Below are 19739 nucleotides of genomic sequence, written 5' to 3'. Positions count from 1 at the left end.
TAAAATTACTCATGTCTTCATGGCGGATGAACCAATTGTTAAACCTATTATAGAAATAACGATTTGGCGTGATACTGAAGGGAATGAATTGAAACCGTACGAAGAGGGTAAAAAAGAAGCGTTGGAGTTCAATGGTTATAGATTTGTTGAAACAACACCAAATGATGGAATTACCATTCATTTATATGAAAAAATACAAAAACCGTTTATTCCAGGAGAAAAACCGACTCCACCTACGCCTGAAATTCCTAAACCACAACCAAACCCGGTACAACCACAACCCGAGCCAGAAAAACCAACGCCAGTAGATCCTAACAGACCTATACCAGGCTCACCAACAATTCCTAATGCTGTCCCTGGTAAAGTAACTGAAAAACAACAAGTTAAACGACTTGCAAATACAGGAGCAACAGAAACAAATACAGGTTTAGCAGGATTAGGATTAGCTATGTTAGGAAGTCTATTAGCAGTTGATAAAAGACGTAGAAAAGATGAAGAGTAAAAATTACTAAATCATTAAAAATAATTCTTTGAAATTATCTGTTTAGATAATCGAGAAGTCGAGAAATCTAAGAGTGAATCAAAAGATTCATTTCTTGGATTTTTTGTTTTGGGTAGGATTGTGGGAAATAATGCCCTAAAAATGCTATAATTTTTGTAGGGAAAGTAAGCAAAAAGGAAGTAAGTATGAGAGATAAAAATGATAAAATAAGAATGTACAATTTTGAAAAAATAAAAATGTACAAAAACATCAAAATAGCTCAACTAACAGATTTAGGAAATCCACCTACTTTATTAAATGCGCACGTCTGATAGAAATATTAAAAAAAGCTCAGTTAGAAGGTAGGTTAGAAGAAAGATTAAAGAAATTTTGTGGTTATAAATTATTAATAATAGATGAATTAGGATATCTTCCAATAACCAAAGAGGAATCTAAATTGTTCTTCCAATTAATAGATAGACGTTATGAAAAACATAGCACTATAATAACTACTAATATAAATTTTTCACAGTGGGATGATGTATTTGGCGATCCATTAATCGCTAGTGCAATAGTTGATAGATTATTACACCATTCACATGTAGCTAAAATAACTGGAAATTCTTATAGACTAAAAAATTTTTTCCAAAAGGCAGATGAATAAAATGTACATTTTTATTTTGAATTTTTTTGACATATTTAGATTGACATTTACAATTATTATGTGTTATAGTAATAAATTTAATAATTTTGATATTTATCATATATGCTGGAATATTTTCTTTGAACTGTTAAAAAAGAACAGTCTGCTTAAACATTTTTTGATTCTTTTACTTCCCAATTTATTTGCTAATTAAGTGTGACATAAAAGGAAAACAAAAAAATAAAAGTATATGCCTGAAAAAGATAGATTAGTATTACAAATAGAATTGACATTAAGTCTAAACCTTTAAAATAAGTTTGGGAAATAATAAGAAACTTGACATTATTGGTTTCGGGTACTATAATAGAAGATACATACCATCGGTATGAAAGGAAGGAGATATTATGGCAAGGAATAGAAATCCACATGAAACTAGAAAAAAAATACTAGAAGTTTCTAAAGATTTATTTTTAAAAAAGGGATTTGATAATACCTCTATACAAGATATAATAAATGGATTAGGTGGATTGACAAAAGGTGTTATTTATCATCATTTTGAATCGAAACAAGAAATATTACAATCGATTATTAGAGAAAACAATCAAGAAATTTTAAATTATAATTGGAGAGGAGACACTGGGTTAGAAAAAATACAAAATTCTTTGATGGATGCTTTTTCTAATTTTGAACAACAAAGGCTTGTATATTCTGCTTCGATTAAGCTAAGGAGTCCACGTTTGTTAGGAGAGCAGTATTTAAGCATATTTTCTGATTTTTTACCAGAAATTAGAGAAAGAGTTTATGAAGGTGTTAAAGATGAATCGATTAAAACAGAATATCCAGAAGAGTTAGCTGATTTGATTATTTTAACTTTAAATATTTGGATTGGATTTCAAATTTCTGTTTATTCAGTAGAGGAACTAAAGAGAAAAATGAAATTCATTAAACTTTCGTTTGATGGATTAGGGGTACAATTGATTTCTGATGAAATGATGGAGGTAATTTTCCAATTATTTGGTCACTTAAAAGGTATTAAATAAATAATCTTGGGGTATCCTTGTTAGCAATGATTTTATGTATTTGATATTTTAAAAATAACATACTCAGGTATGTTATTAAAAAACCTACTAACATACCAGCGGTATGTATATTTTTTAGCACTTACATATCAATAGTATGTACAATGTTGTTGTTTGATTAAAACGGTTATTTTAAATATGTATTCAGAATAGTTTAAATAATATAAACTATATTTACTTTTAGGAGGAAAAATCTATGTTGTCGCTTATTAAAATTGAAATAAATAAGGTTTCAAAATCTAAATTATTTTTGGCTTGGTTTGCTACTATATTGATAGTATTAGGTGTCACGGGAATTATAATTATGGGGCTGGGTACGGATAATAAATTGGGAGAATTTGTTGGACAGAGTTCTAATAATTTTAGAATTGCTGATAAATGGGAAAATTGGGCAATTGCAACATCATTGTTTGCAGCTTTATTTACAAAAGCAGCATTTTTAATTTTTGAAGCTTATTTATTGTCTATAATTTTTATTGATGAATTTAAACAAAGAACAATTTTTCAGTTGTTTTCTTACCCTATTTCAAAAATAAAGTTACTATGGGGAAAAGTTATATCGGTGATTTTAATATCATTTATTGCTCATTTTACTGCACATTTAGTTATTCAATTATTAATTAAATTAGTCGCGGTTTTAACTGAATCAAATTATATCCCAGTAGTTAATCAATTAATTAATTTAGTTGGAATTTCGTTTGGGACAGTATTAATTGGGATATTACCTTTTGTTATAGGTATGATTAAGTATTCAACACCTATAACAATGCTTTTAGGACTTGGTTTAGCTGCATTACTATCTAATGCAACTCCGGGGAGTTTGACTAATAATTTTGTTAACAATTCATTATTCTTAATATTTGCTAGCTTCATAAGTATAATTATTGCTTCAGTTTCAATTTATAATATTTCAAGAAAAGATATTAATATCAAGTAGTATAACTTAATTTACTGGAATGAATTGTTTCAGGAATAAAAATGAAATGACTAAAATAAGTAACAGTCTTTTAATAACTACTTTAAAAGAAGAGACTATATAAGTTAGTATTTATACTCCTGAAGAAGAAAATCTCGCATTGAGAGCTGATATAGAAAGAGAGGTATAGAAATGAGAAATGTTGTTGAAATAAAAGAACTTTTTAAAACTATTGATAAGGAAGAAATTTTGAGTGGTATTAATCTTCAAATTGCTGAAGGAGAAATATATGGTTTTTTAGGTCCCAATGGTGCCGGAAAAACAACTTTAATGAAATGTATGTTGTCCTTATCAACTATTACATCTGGTAGTATTGAAATTTTCGGAAAAAATTTACAAGAACACAGAGAGGAAATTCTAAGTCAGATTGGTAGTATTATTGAAACCCCAATTTTTTATGAAAATTGTACTGCAAAAGAAGTCTTAAAAATTCATGCTCAGTATATGGGGGAAAATATAACTGAATCAGATATAACAAGTGTCTTAAGTATGGTAGGATTAAAAAATACTACTAAAAAAGTAAAAGAGTTTTCGTTAGGAATGAGGCAGAGACTTGGTCTAGCTAGAGCTTTTTTAACAAAACCTAGATTATTAATCTTAGATGAACCAATTAATGGTTTGGATCCAATAGGAATTCAAGAAATTCGAAATCTTTTGCTGATGCTTTCTAAGGAACACGGAATTACAATATTAATCTCAAGTCATATCTTATCCGAAATTTCACAGATAGCAGATAAGATTGGTGTTATAAAAAATGGAGAAATGATTGAACAAATCTCTATGAAAGAAATTATGAGAGAAAATATTGACTTAGAAGAATATTTTATGTCGCATTTTCTAAATAAAATTTAATAATTATAAGGTGGATTAAGAATGAAACAATTAATAAAAAACCATAAAATGTTTTATTATGTTTTCATGATCTTTAATATGCTAGTCCCTTTAACTAATATTGCCTTTGCTTATTCTATTAAAGATATTATCGATAGTGGAATATCCCAAAATAGAGAAGCACTAACTGAAGCTATATTAGTTGGGGTTGCTGTTATTTTCTTCTATGCTGGTCTTAATTTCATATCTCTTCGATTGAGAAATAAACTTGTTAGGGAAATTATGTCAAGATATAAAAACAAGGTGTTTCAATCAATTTTAGATAAGGATTATAGAGAATTTTCTAAGGAGAAATCAGGAAAATATATTTCTATATTGACTGAAAATATGAAGAAAATTGAGCAGGACTATTTGTACCAGTATTTTAATATTTCAAAAAACTTTTCCTTGATGATTTTCTCACTAATAGCCATGTTTATAGGTAACTGGTTTTTAACTTTATTGGTTATCATTGCCAGCATTATTCCAATGATAATTTCAGGAGTTATAGGAAGAAAGCTAGCTGCTTTACAAAATGGTGCTATTATTGCAGATCAGAAGTATTTAGCTAAGGTTAAAGATATTCTATCAGGTTTTCTGGTTATTAAAAGTTTTAATGTAAAAGAGGTTATTCGTCAAGATTACAGTCGTAAAAGTGAAAAATTGGATGAGATATATTTTATGAAAGGGAAATTCGATATTTTGACTAATGTTATTTCTCAGCTTTCAGGGATGATTGTATTTTTAGTAGCCTTTGGTGGAGGAATGTATCTCGTCTTCGATGGTCATACCACAATTGGAAGCGTAACAGCTATTGTTCAACTAGTCAATTTTGTAGTAATGCCACTAAATGAAATTGGTATAGGAATAAGTAAATTCCGTGAAGGGGAGGCAACACTAGGTTCATTTAAGATGAAGGATGTATCCGAACTTCAAACTGGTAAAACGAAAGAATATTTTGATGATGTTATTTCTTTTTCAAATATTGATTTTTCTTATCCTAATTCTGAAGAAAAAATTTTTAATAATTTATCTTTGAATATTAAAAAGGGCGAAAAAATTGCAATCGTAGGTATGTCGGGGAGTGGAAAATCAACTTTACTCAATCTATTATTACGTTTTTACGATGTAACAAGTGGGAATATTTCAATTGATAATCAAGATTTGCAAGATATTTCGTCAGAAAGCCTGTATAATTTAATGACTGTTGTTCAGCAAGACGTTTATATTTTTGATGATACTTTAAGTTCTAATATTACTCTTAATCAACCTTTTACAGAAGATGATATAAAACAAGCTATACAGCAATCTGGGTTAGAAAATTATATTTTAGAAAATGAATTAGGTCTACAAACTTTATGCGGAGAGAATGGATCAAATTTATCCGGTGGACAAAAACAGAGACTTAGCATTGCTCGTGCTTTAATTCGTAAAACACCAATCTTATTATTAGATGAGGCTACTTCATCTTTGGATAATCAAGTTACTACTGAAATTGAGAATTCAATCTTGAAAATCCGAGATTTGACAACTCTTGTTGTTACACATAAGTTAAATGAAACTATTTTGAAAAAATATGATAGAATTATTTTTATGAAAGACGGTGTCATTGTTGAAGATGGTATTTTTGACGACTTGATGTATAGGGAAGGTGAGTTTTATAAGTTACTTAAGTTAAGTGTATGATTTTGATAGTGAAAAATATAATATTATAAAATGTAAATCAAAATTAACGAGTTGATTGTGAATTGCTCAATGATTTAAGAGTATAGTTCATATATTTAAGAAATCTGTTTAATGTTATATATTTACTTATAATACTGATAATCTCTATCAGTTAAATATATTTGTTGTTTTACAAGTATTAGTGTATAATTTTAAATGAAATAATACATACTTTAGGAGAACAAGAATGAAGTTAGAAGATTTTACAGAACAGGAGCAAGAACAGATTAAAAAAGGTCTTACTTTTTCAGTAATTAGTGATAAAGAAACTGCAGAAAGAATACTTTCATTAGTTCCACAAGAATGGATAAAGAAAATTCCGTTTTTTGTAAGAAAACATGCGAATACTCGTACAGTTAAGAGAATTTCTATTGAATATCCTGAACTTTATGCAGCAGCTCAACGAGAAGGTGAGTGGCCAGAAAAAGAAAAAGAAGAACTACGTAAAGTTATTACGGAGATTTTCCAAGAAAAAATGAATAAACACAGTATAAGATAGTTAAGTATTCATTTGAGTATCGGTGTATATTTTTATATAATAATAAAGGCAAGCACTGATATTACAATTTAAGATGAGAAAAGAAGATGAACAGATATTGATATGTACCCATTTTACTTGATAAACCAGTAAAATGGGTGCATATCATTTCTCCGCAATCATTTAAGAGTCACTACTTTTTTGCCATGGGGAAGAGGGGTTAATGCTTGATGATTTCAGATATATGTATTATAATATAGAGATGTAAAATAGTATTTTATAATTGCATGTGATTTTATAAGGAGGAAGCTATGTCTAGAAATAAAAACCACTCATCAAGAAAAGTTATAGTAGCTATTACTGGTGCTTTAATGGGTATTGTTGCTGGTTCAGTAGGGACAGTGTATGCTCAAGGTAATGATATTAACTCTGGTGTAGAAATGAGAAATAAAGAAACAGAAGACCATTTAAATAATCTCAATAATTTAAATGAAATAGCTTCAAAAAGCATAGAGAAAGCATCAGAATTACTAAACTATGAAAAAAATGAAAAGAATATTATTAATGAAAAAATTGATTGGGAATTCATAGATGGGAGAGAATTTTTAAATCAGATAATATCTAATGTTGAAAACGCTGATAAAGAACAAAAAATTAAAAGAATGTGGCTGACTACGATTAATGAATTATTAGCAATATATCCTGAGAATGAAAATCTGCGTAAAATAAAAATTATTTTAGAAGAAGATATAAAAAAAGACGAGAACTCTTCTGAGAATAAAAAAGAAAATCAGGAAGTGCCAAAAGCAGAAGATAAGAAAGAAGTAAAAAAAGACGAGAACTCTTCTGAGAATAAAAAAGAAAACCAGGAAGCGCCAAAAGCAGAAGATAAAAAAGAAGTAAAAAAAGATGAGAACTCTTCTGAGAATAAAAAAGAAAACCAGGAAGCGCCAAAAGCAGAAGATAAGAAAGAAGCAAAAAAAGACGAGAACTCTTCTGAGGGTAAAAAAGAAAACCAGGAAGCGCCAAAAGTAGAAGATAAGAAAGAAGCAAAAAAAGACGAGAACTCTTCTGAGGGTAAAAAAAGAAACGAAAAAACTCCAAAATCAGGTGATAAAAAAGAAATCCCTAAAAAACAAACTGTTCCTGAAAATAAAAATGAGGAAACTAATAAAGAGGATACAAAAGTAACTTCAGATACGAATAAATCGGTTAATGATGTTGCGGTGAATAATCATGTTTTAACAGCGAAATTATCAGGGCGTGATGTTACTGTATCTTTTGATAAAAACAAGATAAAAGCTGATGAAGTATTTGTAGGAGCTATAAATGATGAAAATTTAAATAAAGAAATTATCAACAAATTGGGCAATGAATATAAAGTTGTCGAAGTTTTTGAAATTCACTTTAAAAAGGATGGTAAAAAGCTAGATAGTGATGTCCAACGTACAGTAAAAGTATCTGTAGTTAAAAATAATGACGCAAAACTAGAAGTGTATCATATAGCAGATAACAATGTTTTAGAAAAAATTGATAGCAACTTCACTGATGGAGTTGTAGAATTCAAAATAAAACATTTTAGTAAATTTGCTATTTTAGAGAGAATAAGAGTAGGGACAAAAGATCTCGAAAGTCGTGTTCAGATAGTGACTCCAGTAAAAGCGGAGTATAACGAAGAAAAAATAGCAACTACAAAAAATAGTAATGTTAACAATAAAAAAGAGAATGAAGATCTGCCAAAAACAGGATTAGAAACAACTGAGGCGCTTGGCAGTGCATTGTTAGCTTTAGGAGCTGCAATAGCAATTAGAAGAAGACAAATGCAATAAGAATTACATATTTGTAAAATTCAGTTATAAGTAAGTTATTAAAATAAACTCGAAAAGTAGGAGGAAATCTTAGTTTCGAGTTTATTTTGTTGGTTCTTCGGGTTATCTATAGTTCTTTATCAATCTTAGGGATAAAGTTTAAATTAAAACCTCTAATTTATTATAATATATTTTTGTTGTGTAGAAAGACGCTCTGTTTTTACTGAAGATATTATCGTTTTTCATTCGCACAACAGGTCGATTCTGTTGACAATATTTGTATTTACTCGTCTTTTATAGTAAAATATAACATGATGTTCAATAAGGAGACAGCTATGTTAAAAAAGAAAATGTTTCAACTTTGTGTTGAATTGACGAATGGAAATATGAGCTCAAAAGCTCTAAAAAAATTAACAAAATCTAATTTAAGTAGATTAATGATTCAACCTTTTGCTAAGGTATATGATATTAATACCGATGAGATTTTAGATGAAATTGATGACTTTAAAAATCTTAATGAGTTTTTTATTAGAAAATTACATCCAGATGCTAGACCGATTAATCAAGATGAGGATGCTTTAGTTAGCCCAACAGATGGAGTTATTTCAGAGATAGGCACTATCAGTAATGAGAGAACATTTGTTGTTAAGAATCAAGTTTATAATGTTCAAACCTTGGTTGGAGATAGTGAACTTGCTGATAAATATAAAGATGGGACGTATATGATAATATATCTTAGCCCTAAGAATTATCATCGTATACATTTTCCTATGAATAGCCATGTTGTAGATGCTTATAGCTTAGGAAAATATTCATACCCAGTTAATAATCTTGGACTAGAATTAGGAGAGAATATTCTGAGCTATAATTATAGACAAGTATATAAATTAAATGGAAAAATTAATTATACTATGATACCAGTAGGAGCACAAAACGTTAACTCAATTATTCCAACATACGAGAGTATTTATGTTAAAAAAGGTGATGAGTTAGGATATTTTGAGTTTGGTTCTACAGTTGTATTATTATTTGAAAAAAATAATATTCTTCTTGAGGAAAATTTGGAAAATAGAGAAATCAAGATGGGAGAGAAAATAGCGACTATTTTATAGGCTATTAGTGATAAAAAATGGTATTAAGAAGATATTTTTCACCTGATGATTTTGTAGAAAAGTATGAGTTTATTGATGTTGAATATATGAATATGCACAATAAGAAGGTTATTCTTTCAGATTTAGATAATACTCTTATTTCTTGGGATAGTAAAAAAGATACTAAAGAGTTAAATAAGTGGTTAAAAAAGATGAAAAAAGCTGGTTTTGATATTATTGTCGTATCAAATAATACTGAAGAGCGAGTGGAGGAATTCTGTCGTAAGTTGAATCTTCAGTATGTTGCGGGAGCTAAAAAACCTTTAACAATTGGGTTTAAGAAAGCTCTTAGAAAGCTAAATAGAAAACCAGAAGAAGCGATTATTTTAGGAGATCAGGTATTAACTGATGTGTTGGGTGCCAAGAGTTTTGGTGCTATGAGTGTTTTAGTTAAGCCAATTTCTAAGACAGATGCTTTTAAAACTAGAATTAATAGATTTTTTGAAGCATTGATAATACATAATTTAACTAGAAGAAAAGCATTTCCTAAAATGAAAAAAGTAGGTTATAGATTGAAACATAAGAAAGAGAACAATGGAGGATATATTGAGTAATAGAGTTTATTGTATAGGTTGTGGTGTTGAGATTCAAAGTGAGGATCAAAACAAACAAGGTTACTTGCCGAAAAGCGTTGTAGAAAAAAGTATTGATGGCAATTTAGTTTGTAAAAGATGTTTTAGACTGAAAAATTATAATGAGGTATCGGATGTTCAACTAGGTGCGGAGGATTTCTATCAACTTATTAAAACACTGTCAAAAAAAGATGCGTTGATAGTTAAGATTGTTGATATATTTGATTTTTCTGGAAGTTGGATTGAGGATGTCGTCGATATTGTAGGAAATAACAAGGATATTGTACTAGTAGCTAATAAGTTAGATTTATTACCTAAGTCTGTTAAGCAAAATAAAGTTAAACAATGGTTATTTAAAATGTTAAAAGCTAAGGGTATTAAGGTAAAAGATATTCTTTTAATTAGCGCTATTAAAAATCAGGGTGTTGAAGAGGCTGCTGGTCGTATAGATGAGCTTCGTAATGGTAAGGATGTATATATTGTAGGAGCAACAAATGTTGGTAAATCTACATTTATTAATAAACTTATCGAACTTACAACAGGAGACAAGAATGTTATTACAACTTCTCATTTTCCAGGTACAACACTAGGAATGATAGAAATCCCCCTAGATAGAGCTACTAGTATTTATGATACACCGGGTATTATATTAGATTATGATATTGCGCATTATTTAGATGCTCAAAGTTTGAAATTAGTAATGCCTAAAAAAGAAATTAAAGCACGTGTATTCCAGTTAAATGCTGAACAAAGTTTATTTTTTGGTGGAATGGCAAGAATGGATTTTGTAGAAGGGGAACGTCAAAGTTTCACACTATATGCTTCAAATTTGGTTGAAATACATCGTACAAAACTTAGCAATGCAGATCAACTGTTTGAAAAGCATTTAGGAACACTATTGAAACCACCTTTTGAGGATAATATTTCTATTTTCAATAAACAAGTTAAGAAAAGTTTCACAATTGATAGTAGAAAGATGGATATTGTAATTTCAGGATTAGGTTGGATTACTGTTAATAGTGATAGTGGATGTAAGATAGATATTCATGTACCAGAGGAAATCGAAGTATTTATACGTGAATCGATAATATAGTAAAAGAAAAGAGGATAAGATGTTAAAAGGAAAACAAAAAAGACAACTAAGAGCATTAGCACATCATTTATCGCCAATCTTCCAAGTTGGAAAATCAGGTGTAAATAGTGATATGATTCAAGGGATTAGAGATGCGTTAGAAAAACGTGAATTATTAAAAGTAAGTATTTTACAAAATTGTGAAGAGGATAAAGATGAAGTAGCAAAAATTTTATCTGAGCGTACTTCTTCTGAATTAGTTCAAGTAATTGGACATACAATCGTTTTATATAAGCAAAGTTCTAAAGAAAAGTATAGAAAAATTGAGTTGGTGAAGTAATATGTCGATTGCACTTTATGGTGGTAGTTTTGATCCAATACATATAGGTCATCTAATTACTGCTGAAACTGCGCTAGAAACTTATAATTTAGAGAGGGTTATTTTTATTCCTTCATATATTACTCCATTAAAGGATCGCAAACTCGAAGCTAGCGACAAAAATAGATTTGAAATGACAAAACTAAGTACTAAAGATAATATGAAATTTGAAGTTAGCGACTTTGAAATTTCGAATGAGGGAGTTAGTTATAGCTATAATACCGTTAAATATTTTAGTGAATTATATAAAAATGAAAAAATTTATTTTATTATTGGGACAGATAGAGCGAAAGATTTAAAAAAATGGTATAATATAGATGAACTATTAAAACTAGTAACTTTTGTTTTTGTAGCTCGAGATGAAGAAGATTTATATAAGATAGTTGATGGGGATGTATTTTATAAATCCATAAGTTATGAGATTATGAAATCGCCGATAATTGAGATAAGTTCTAGTTTGATTAGGGATAAAATAAAAAATAAGAATAGTATTAAATATATGATAACAGATGAATGTAGGTCATATATAGAGGAGTTGGGTTTATATGGAATTTCAAGAGATTCAAAATAAAGTAAAAGAGTTATTACCAGAAAAAAGATATGAGCATACCTTAAGGGTAGTCGAAGTGGCTAAAAATTTAGCAAAAATTCATGGAGCTAATGTAGAACAAGCAGCGTTGGCAGCCTTATTGCATGATGTTTGTAAACCTATGGATGAGGTACTGATGAAGAAGTATGTGATTTTACATAATTTAGATGTGAATTTACTAGATTATCCAGTAGAGGTGCTTCATGGTCCTGTAGCAAGTGCATATATTGAGGAAAAGTTTGATATTGAAGATGAAGAGGTTAAACTTGCTGTTGCCAACCATACATTTGGTAGAAAGTACATGACTTTATTAGAAAAAATTATCTTTATCGCAGATTACACAGATCCACAAAGAAAGCACCCTCATTTAGCAGAGGTGACAGAAGTGTCTCAATATGACTTAGATGAAGCGGTAAGACTTGCTGCGAAGTACACATTGGTATATTTAATAGACAATGATGAAAGAATTTATCCTTCGTTATTAGAATGTTATAACTATTATAATATTAAAAATTATCGTGTAGGATTTAAAGAAAAAAATAAAGATAAAATCTTGGCAGATGAAAAAACAATTACTATTAGAAATAAAAGTGAAGCGCACTTTAAAAAAGGTGATTTATTAGAAGCTACGACTTATGAAGACCCTGATACAGTGTTTGCTACATTAGAAGTTGATCTAGTTAAACCTGTAACAAGAGACACTTTAACAGAGCGTTACGCAAAATATTATGGTGTTACTCTAGATCAATTAATCGATAAACTAGCTAAGAGATACCCAGAAGATGACATACTATACGTAGTAATGTTCCATATTATAAAAAAATAAATAAAGAAAGAGGATGAAAATGGAAGTAGAAAACTTATTAAAAATTGTTGTAGATGCATGTGACGATAAGCATGGTTATGATATCGTTGCTTATGATTTAACTCAAGCAGGAGTATTATATGATTATTCTGTAATTTGTCATGCACCTACAAATAGACAAGTAGAAGCAATTGCACAAGAAGTTAGAGAACAAGTATTAGAAAATGGCGGAGAAATTCATAGTACAGAAGGTCTAAGAGAAGCTAAATGGATTCTTATGGACTTAGGAGATGTTGTAGTAAATATCATGACTCGTGACGATAGAGAATACTATGAGTTAGATGCACTATTTGAGAAATATCCTATAAAAGGTGTTTAATTATGTACGAAAATTTAAGTATTGTTTATGATAAACTAATGGATGTCGATTACGATGCTTATAAAAATATTATTGATCAAGAATTAGAAGATAGAGAAAATCTTCTAGTTCTTGATTTAGGTTGTGGTAGTGGTACAATGCTACCAACGCTGAAAAAATATGGACAAGTATTCGCGGTAGACAATAGTGAACAAATGTTAGCGATAGCTAGTGAAAAAGTTCCTGGTTGTAATTATTTTGCGATGGATTTATTAGAAATTTCATCGTTAAATATGGAATTCGATTTTGTACTAAGTGCATTTGATGTTTTTAATTATTTATCAGACTTTGAAGAGTTTAAACGGGGGTTAAAAGAAGTATATTCATCTTTAAAAGAAGGTGCGAAATTTGTTTTTGATATGCATACGCCAAAAAAAGTCATAGATATGTTAGAAAAACAAGTTTTTGGTTATGAAGATGAAGAAATTAGTTATTTATGGTTTACATATGAAACTGAAAATTCACTAGAAGTTGAGAGTGAACTTTCATTTTTCATAAAAGAAAATAATGGTTTATATAAAAAACTAGAGCAGTTTCATTCGCAAAGAACTTATGAAATTGAAGAAGTTTTTACAGAGATAAATAATATCGGTTTTAAAGTTAAAGATTATTTCTGTGACTTTGAAAAAAATAATAAAAATTATGCTGAATCAGATAGAATAATTTTTGTTTTGGAGAAGTAAAATAATAATAAGAATTCTTGTAGAATTGTATATACTAGAGTATGAGATAATATCTAAAATATGTGAGTGAACGAGATATGAATACGAAAAATCTTATTATAAAATTATACTAAGTATGTGAGATAAACTGATTCAAGCATAATTAAAACAGTTATTAGAAATTCAATTAAGAACAAGTCTCAAAAGTCCTAAATATTAAAAAGTTTATATGAGAATGCATAGACGCAGTGGGTTATTGATATTCAAACCGGCTTTATAAAATTTTTTTAGATATTTAATAAGCTTTGTGGGGGTGACTCGACAAAATAGATTTCTCCGAAATCACGATTTTTGAGTCACTCCTTTTTTATGAATTGACATTATATGGTTAAAATAGTATTATAGTTACAGATGTAACTGATAAAAAAGGATGATTTTAAATGGAGATTAATATTTCAGAAGCTGAATGGGAAGTAATGAGAGTGGTCTGGAGTAATCAAGAAACTACCAGTAAGTTTGTTATTGATACGCTAGGCGAAGAAAAGTCATGGACTGCCTCAACGATAAAAACATTGTTATCAAGATTAGTTGAGAAGGGATTTATATCTACAAGAAAGCAAGGGAATAAGTTTTTATATTCAGCAAAGTGTGTAGAAGATGAGTGCTTGGATATATTGACACAAAATTTTTTAGAAAGAATATGTGAAAGAAGGACACATATTATTGTTAAGAATATAATCGCAACTGATAATTTGAGTAAGAGTAATATTGATGAAATTATTAAATTATTACAAGAAAAGAGAAAAACAGCAGAAGAGGTTATTACTTGTAAGTGTCTAAAAGGGCAATGTAGTTGTGCTGCAAAACATGGGTAAGAAGGGGATAAGAAATGGAAAATGAAAATAGAAAAATACTTATAACAGGGGCTTCTAGCGGTTTGGGACGTGAGTTAGCTCACCAATTTGCTCAAAAAGGAAATGTTGAATTGATTCTAGTTGCTCGTAGAAAAGAGGCTTTAGAAAAAGTTGCCAAGAAATGTGAAACTTTTGATAATGTAAAAACAAGAGTATTTAGCGTAGATATTGGTTCACAAGATCAGGTGGATCAACTTCTTTCAGTAGTAAATGATGTTGACATTCTTATCAATGGAGCTGGATACGGTATTATGAAAGATTTTAGCGAATTTTGTGATGCTGATGTGGTTAATATGTTTGATACTAATGTAATAGGAACAATACAATTAACTACTGAAATAGCTAAAAGAATGAGAGAAAGAAAGATTGGGACTATAGTTGCAATCGCGTCTATAGCCGGGAAAATTGCTACTCCTAAAAGTTCGGTCTACTCAGCGACTAAATTTGCCCTTATTGGATATTTTAATGCGTTAAGATTAGAACTTAAAAAAGATAATGTTCATGTAATGACAGTTAATCCTGGACCAGTTGCGACGAATTTCTTCAATATTGCAGATGAAGATAAGAGTTATCAAAAATCATTGGGTGGTAAGACACTAACTCCAAAATTAGTCGTTAGTAAGATTATTAAAGGGATAGATAAGAAAAAACGAGAGGTTAATTTACCGTTTAAATTAGTTTTAGCGGTTAAAATTAGTCAATTGTTCCCTAGATTAAGTGATAGAATGCTGTTAAATATGTTTAAATAAAATAATTTTGTCGTAAAAATTAATAATAGATAGATTAAATAAAGGATTTAGTTTTGTAGGAAAAATTAAATTCTTTATTTTTTATTACAATTTATAATCTATAAATTTTTAAATTCAAATCTAAATTCACAGAAAATATATGAAAACTTTTTTAAAATATATTGACAAGAGTTTATTAAGTTGATATACTAAAGTAACAAAATTAAAATTACACTTTGAAAAGAAGAGTAGTAGTGGATGTTTGCTTAGAGAGTCTCGGTAGGTGAAAGGAGATCAAAGTTGATACTATGAAGATGGTCTTTTCGTGTTAGTAGTTGAATAGTTAAACTACTACGGGTAGCCCGTTATAGCTAGGAGTATAAAGATAATAGTATCTTAGTACTTTTTGAGTTGGTATTTGTGAAAATACTATAAATCAAGGTGGTAACACGTTAATAGATACGTCCTTGTAGAAGAAATTCTTCTACAAGGACTTTTTTCTTTGTGTAGAAATAGTGAGGTATATTTATGAGAAAAAATAATAAAAAAATAACAAAAGTTGTTAGTTCTAGTTTGGCTTTAACATTATTATTAGCTGGTTGTGCAACTAATCAAAGTAAGAAAACAGGAGATATTACAAAACCGGCTGTTGAGTTTAAAACTTCTGTTCAAAATGACGGCAATGCAGTAGCGGATAGTCATTTAAAAGTAGGTATCTTATCTGCTGATCCACTTACAGGAATGTTTAACCCTATATTTTTCTTACAAGCAACGGATTATTATATTATGAGAGATACAATGCTATATACATTTGCATTGGATAAGGATTATAGATTAAAACAAGATGATGCTAATGCACCTGCGAAATTCCACTTGGATAAAGAGAAAAAAGAAGCGACAATTACTTTAAGAAAAGATTTAAAATGGAATAATGGAGAAGATGTTACAGCTGAAGATATTATCGCTACATATAACTTAATGGGGAATCCTAAATATGTTGAAAACATTAGATATTCTTCTGATTATGAAGTGATTGAAGGTATGAAAGAATACCATGAAGGGAAAGCTTCATCTATTAAAGGTATAGTTAAGAAAGATGACAAAACTGTAGTAATTAAGTACACAGATGTTAGACCATCACTACTTTGGGGTAACGGATTTATATCTACATTTTTAAATAAATCACAAGTAGAAGAGGCTTCTAAAGATTTCGCTAAATTCTCTGGTGCTAATTTAAATACAAAACCATTATCATATGGGCCATATTATTTAGATAAACAAATTAATGGAGAAAGTGTTTTAGCAAAACAAAATCCTCATTTCTATGATAAAGCTAAAGTAAAAGTTAAAGAAATAGAATTCAAAGCTGTATCGCCATCACAAGCAGCATCGGTTATTAAAAATGGAGATGTAGATTATATTAGATCTCTTAATCCGAATATTTGGGAAGGCATAAAAGATTCTAAAAATGGAGATGTTTTAGGTCAAACAGATCTTTATGTATCGTATGTAGGATTCAAACTAGGAAAATTCGATAAAAAAGAAGGAAAAGTATTAACTGACACAAATGGGAAATTAGGAGATGTTAAGTTAAGACAAGCCTTTGGTTATGCTGTTGATTGGGATCAAATTAATAGTAAATTATTTAAAGGATTAAAATATACTCCGACAGGTTCTGGATTCTTCCCACCGAGAATAGAATTAGCAGTAAATCCTAACGGTAAAAAATTCAAAAAAGACGTAGAAAAAGCTAAAAAATTATTAGATGAAGCGGGTTATAAAGATACTGATGGAGATGGATTACGTGAAAATAAAAACGGAGAAAAATTAGTATTTAATTATGCTGCAAGAAATACTGGAAGTGATATAGATCAAGCATTAGCTGATAATTTCATTAAATCATGGAAAGAAGTTGGTTTAGATGTTAAATTAGTAGATGGTAAACTATTATCACCAAAAGATTGGGCAACAAGAGTACAAGCTGATGATCCTTCTATAGATATTTTCCAAGGAGCTTGGGGATTCTTCAATAATCCAAATCCTAACTATATAGCGGGTGGAACTTCAAAATTAAACTTACCAAGATATATTGATGAAACTTTAACGAAAGACTTGGATGCAATTGATTCAAAAGACTCATTCGATGATAATAAAATTAAAGAGGCATTCAATAAATTTGACAATGACTTTGCTGAGATTGCTCCATGGTTACCATTAAGTTGGAGTACAGATATAGTATGGGTTAATAAACGAGTTAAAAATATAGATCTTAAAAAATATAATACTTTTGATCAACAATTTTATGAACTTGAATTAACTTCAGATAAAGGTATTAAAAACTAAAAATAATAGTGCTAGATTGGGACTGCCTTAAATGTCCTAAATAAAAAAGTTTGTAAAAAAATCCTAGATATAGTGGTTTGTTGATATCAAAATTCGTTTTATGAAAGCTTTTTAGATGTCTAATAAACTTTGTGGGGTGACTTACTAAAATCTTGTTTTTTCAAAATCATGATTTTTGAGTCACTCCCTTTTTCACAATGATAATAAATACTATTAGATGGAAAAATTTTTTTGAATATGATAAAATAAAGTATTGAGAAATCAACGATTAAATTTCTAATGAAAGAGATTAAAGGAGATTATATGATTAATAAATTAGGATGGAAAATTGGTGGAGAACAAGGTGAAGGTTTAGAAAGTACTGCCGAGATATTCTCTACTGTAGTAAATACATTAGGTTACCATATGTATTCTACAAGAGATTTCGCAAGTCGAATTAAAGGTGGACACAGTAATAGTAAAATTTGTATTTCAGAAGAAAAAATAAATGTTATTGACTATAAGACAGATATACTTATAGCATTTGACCAAGCTACACTGGATAGCTATATCCCAGAACTGGATGAAAACAGTATTATTATTGCGGATGCTAAAATTAAACCTGAAATTTCGGAAGAAATTAAAGGCTTAGTAGCAATATTCCCAATTACAGATTTAGCAAAAGAGATTGCTAATCCAATAATTAAAAACATTATTACACTTGGAATTTGTTCAGCATTATTAGATATAGATTCAAAATTATTCTACGATATGATTGAATCTAAATTCTCTAGTAAAGGTGAAGAAATTGTAAATACTAATATTCAAGCTTTTGATAAAGGTCGTGAAATTATGAGTGAATTCATGGCTGAGAATAATATAAATGATAAATATTATCTTAAAAAATTAAATCCAACTCATAAGAACATGTGGTTGATCGGTAACCATGCAGCAGGGCTTGGGGCTTTAGTTGCGGGATGTAGACTTTATGCAGGATATCCTATTACACCGGCTACAGAGATAATGGAATATTTATTTGATAAACTTCCAACGGTTAATGGTGCTTATATTCAGACTGAAGATGAGATTGCTGCATTAGGTGTAGCTATTGGTGCTAATTTTGCAGGGGTGCGAGCTATGACTGCAACTTCTGGACCTGGTATCTCGCTTATGACTGAGTTTTTAGGAATGGCTGCGATGGCAGAACAACCAGTTGTTATTGTAGATGTTCAAAGGGGTGGACCTTCTTCAGGTCTTCCAACTAAGACTGAACAATCTGATATTTTTCACGCCGTATATGGTGGAACAGGGGATGCTTCTCGTATTGTATTGGCTCCTACATCTGTGGAAGATTGTTTCTATATTATGATTGACGCGTTTAATATGGCAGAAAAATATCAAACTCCAGTTATTGTTTTAATGGACTTACAATTAGGAATGAACAAAGAAACAGTCCCTAGCTTTGATTTTAGCAGAGTTCAAATTGATCGTGGAAACTTATTAAAACAAGAAGAAATTACTGAAGAAGATATTATCTATTTCAAACGTTATACTACTGATGTGCTAGTTTCTAATAGAACAATTCCTGGTCAAAAAGGTGGAATTCACAATGCAAATAGTTATGAACACTCTGTTGTTGGATTACCTTCAGAAGTTAAACGAAACACGGTACGTCAAAAAGAAAAACGTGCTAACAAGATTGAATCAGCATTAGTTGAAAGACCATTTGTATTGAATGAGTATAATGATGAAAAAGATATTCTATTAGTAGGTGTTAATTCAACTTATGGAGTATTAAATAAAGCAGCTAAGCAACTAAAAGAACAAGGTATGAAGATTGATACTATGCAAATTCGTCAAATTTATCCAGTTGCTCAAGCTGTTCGTGATACATTTGATAAATATAGAAAAATATATATTGTTGAACATAACCACAATAAACAATTGCGTACGGTAATTGCTAGTAAGTACCATAATTCAGAAAAAATTGCAAGTTTACTAAAATATGATGGAGATATTTATTATACTCATCAACTTGTTGAGCAACTACTAGAGGAGGAGAAATAA

At 29.5% G+C, this 19739-nt stretch carries 20 protein-coding genes, 1 pseudogene and 1 other annotated feature; all 21 genes and pseudogenes read left to right on the top strand.

Features of this window, described 5'->3' with window-relative positions:
• Positions 1 to 502 (top strand): LPXTG cell wall anchor domain-containing protein (locus RWS90_RS03830; protein WP_314548791.1); only part of this gene is annotated, 502 nt, incomplete at its 5' end.
• A gap of 185 nt (positions 503 to 687) precedes the next feature.
• Entirely contained in the window at positions 688 to 813 is a 126-nt protein-coding gene (locus RWS90_RS03825) for a hypothetical protein (protein WP_314548789.1), read from the top strand.
• Positions 777 to 1145: pseudogene (locus RWS90_RS03820) on the top strand (ATP-binding protein); the annotation flags it as partial. The gene RWS90_RS03825 and the pseudogene RWS90_RS03820, both read left to right, overlap by 37 nt.
• Before the next feature lie 383 nt (positions 1146 to 1528).
• Positions 1529 to 2164: a TetR/AcrR family transcriptional regulator gene (locus RWS90_RS03815; protein WP_314548787.1), complete on the top strand. Its 636-nt coding sequence runs from the start codon at positions 1529 to 1531 to the stop codon at positions 2162 to 2164.
• Between the two features lie 235 nt (positions 2165 to 2399).
• Positions 2400 to 3140, top strand: coding sequence for an ABC transporter permease (locus RWS90_RS03810; RefSeq protein WP_314548784.1), 741 nt, complete (start codon positions 2400 to 2402; stop codon positions 3138 to 3140).
• A gap of 171 nt (positions 3141 to 3311) precedes the next feature.
• Positions 3312 to 4031 carry an ATP-binding cassette domain-containing protein gene (locus RWS90_RS03805; RefSeq protein WP_314548781.1) on the top strand — a complete coding sequence of 240 codons (720 nt, stop codon included), beginning with the start codon at positions 3312 to 3314 and terminating at the stop codon, positions 4029 to 4031.
• A gap of 21 nt (positions 4032 to 4052) precedes the next feature.
• On the top strand, positions 4053 to 5735 hold the full coding sequence (locus RWS90_RS03800) for an ABC transporter ATP-binding protein (protein ID WP_314548779.1): 1683 nt from the start codon (positions 4053 to 4055) through the stop codon (positions 5733 to 5735).
• Positions 5736 to 5961: 226 nt separating this feature from the next.
• On the top strand, positions 5962 to 6273 hold the full coding sequence (locus RWS90_RS03795; protein WP_314548778.1) for a hypothetical protein: 312 nt from the start codon (positions 5962 to 5964) through the stop codon (positions 6271 to 6273).
• A 290-nt stretch (positions 6274 to 6563) separates the two neighbouring features.
• The gene (locus RWS90_RS03790; RefSeq protein ID WP_314548775.1) at positions 6564 to 8081 is read left to right on the top strand and encodes an IgA FC receptor; all 1518 of its coding nucleotides are present in this window, start codon (positions 6564 to 6566) and stop codon (positions 8079 to 8081) included.
• Between the two features lie 314 nt (positions 8082 to 8395).
• Positions 8396 to 9172, top strand: a complete 777-nt coding sequence (locus RWS90_RS03785; RefSeq protein ID WP_314548773.1) for a phosphatidylserine decarboxylase — start codon at positions 8396 to 8398, stop codon at positions 9170 to 9172.
• A gap of 17 nt (positions 9173 to 9189) precedes the next feature.
• Positions 9190 to 9765, top strand: coding sequence for a YqeG family HAD IIIA-type phosphatase (locus RWS90_RS03780; RefSeq protein WP_314548771.1), 576 nt, complete (start codon positions 9190 to 9192; stop codon positions 9763 to 9765).
• Positions 9758 to 10876 (top strand): ribosome biogenesis GTPase YqeH, encoded by a 1119-nt coding sequence (gene yqeH, locus RWS90_RS03775; protein WP_314548769.1) that lies wholly within the window; start codon positions 9758 to 9760, stop codon positions 10874 to 10876. The genes RWS90_RS03780 and yqeH overlap by 8 nt, the downstream gene beginning before the upstream one ends.
• Before the next feature lie 19 nt (positions 10877 to 10895).
• Entirely contained in the window at positions 10896 to 11195 is a 300-nt protein-coding gene (gene yhbY / locus RWS90_RS03770; RefSeq protein WP_003147122.1) for a ribosome assembly RNA-binding protein YhbY, read from the top strand.
• Position 11196: 1 nt separating this feature from the next.
• Positions 11197 to 11805: a nicotinate (nicotinamide) nucleotide adenylyltransferase gene (nadD, locus tag RWS90_RS03765; RefSeq protein WP_314548765.1), complete on the top strand. Its 609-nt coding sequence runs from the start codon at positions 11197 to 11199 to the stop codon at positions 11803 to 11805.
• Positions 11780 to 12649: a bis(5'-nucleosyl)-tetraphosphatase (symmetrical) YqeK gene (yqeK, locus tag RWS90_RS03760; protein WP_314548763.1), complete on the top strand. Its 870-nt coding sequence runs from the start codon at positions 11780 to 11782 to the stop codon at positions 12647 to 12649. Before nadD ends, yqeK begins: the two co-directional genes overlap by 26 nt.
• A 19-nt stretch (positions 12650 to 12668) precedes the next feature.
• Positions 12669 to 13007 carry a ribosome silencing factor gene (rsfS, locus tag RWS90_RS03755; RefSeq protein ID WP_314085341.1) on the top strand — a complete coding sequence of 113 codons (339 nt, stop codon included), beginning with the start codon at positions 12669 to 12671 and terminating at the stop codon, positions 13005 to 13007.
• A gap of 2 nt (positions 13008 to 13009) precedes the next feature.
• On the top strand, positions 13010 to 13729 hold the full coding sequence (locus tag RWS90_RS03750; RefSeq protein ID WP_314548760.1) for a class I SAM-dependent methyltransferase: 720 nt from the start codon (positions 13010 to 13012) through the stop codon (positions 13727 to 13729).
• A gap of 419 nt (positions 13730 to 14148) precedes the next feature.
• Positions 14149 to 14583 carry a CopY/TcrY family copper transport repressor gene (locus RWS90_RS03745; RefSeq protein ID WP_314548757.1) on the top strand — a complete coding sequence of 145 codons (435 nt, stop codon included), beginning with the start codon at positions 14149 to 14151 and terminating at the stop codon, positions 14581 to 14583.
• Between the two features lie 14 nt (positions 14584 to 14597).
• Positions 14598 to 15371 carry an SDR family oxidoreductase gene (locus tag RWS90_RS03740; RefSeq protein WP_314548756.1) on the top strand — a complete coding sequence of 258 codons (774 nt, stop codon included), beginning with the start codon at positions 14598 to 14600 and terminating at the stop codon, positions 15369 to 15371.
• 206 nt (positions 15372 to 15577) lie between these two features.
• Positions 15578 to 15822: a binding site (T-box leader), on the top strand.
• Between the two features lie 56 nt (positions 15823 to 15878).
• A complete protein-coding gene (locus RWS90_RS03735; RefSeq protein WP_314548753.1) occupies positions 15879 to 17693 on the top strand; it encodes an ABC transporter substrate-binding protein in 1815 nt (604 codons plus the stop codon).
• Between the two features lie 303 nt (positions 17694 to 17996).
• Complete coding sequence (locus tag RWS90_RS03730) at positions 17997 to 19739, top strand: 2-oxoacid:acceptor oxidoreductase subunit alpha (RefSeq protein WP_314548751.1); 1743 nt, start codon at positions 17997 to 17999, stop codon at positions 19737 to 19739.

It is taken from the genome of uncultured Gemella sp. (genome assembly GCF_963529685.1).
Classification (GTDB): domain Bacteria; phylum Bacillota; class Bacilli; order Staphylococcales; family Gemellaceae; genus Gemella.
The sequence above is the reverse complement of the archived record's forward strand: the minus strand, read 5'-3'. Positions and strand labels throughout refer to the sequence as shown.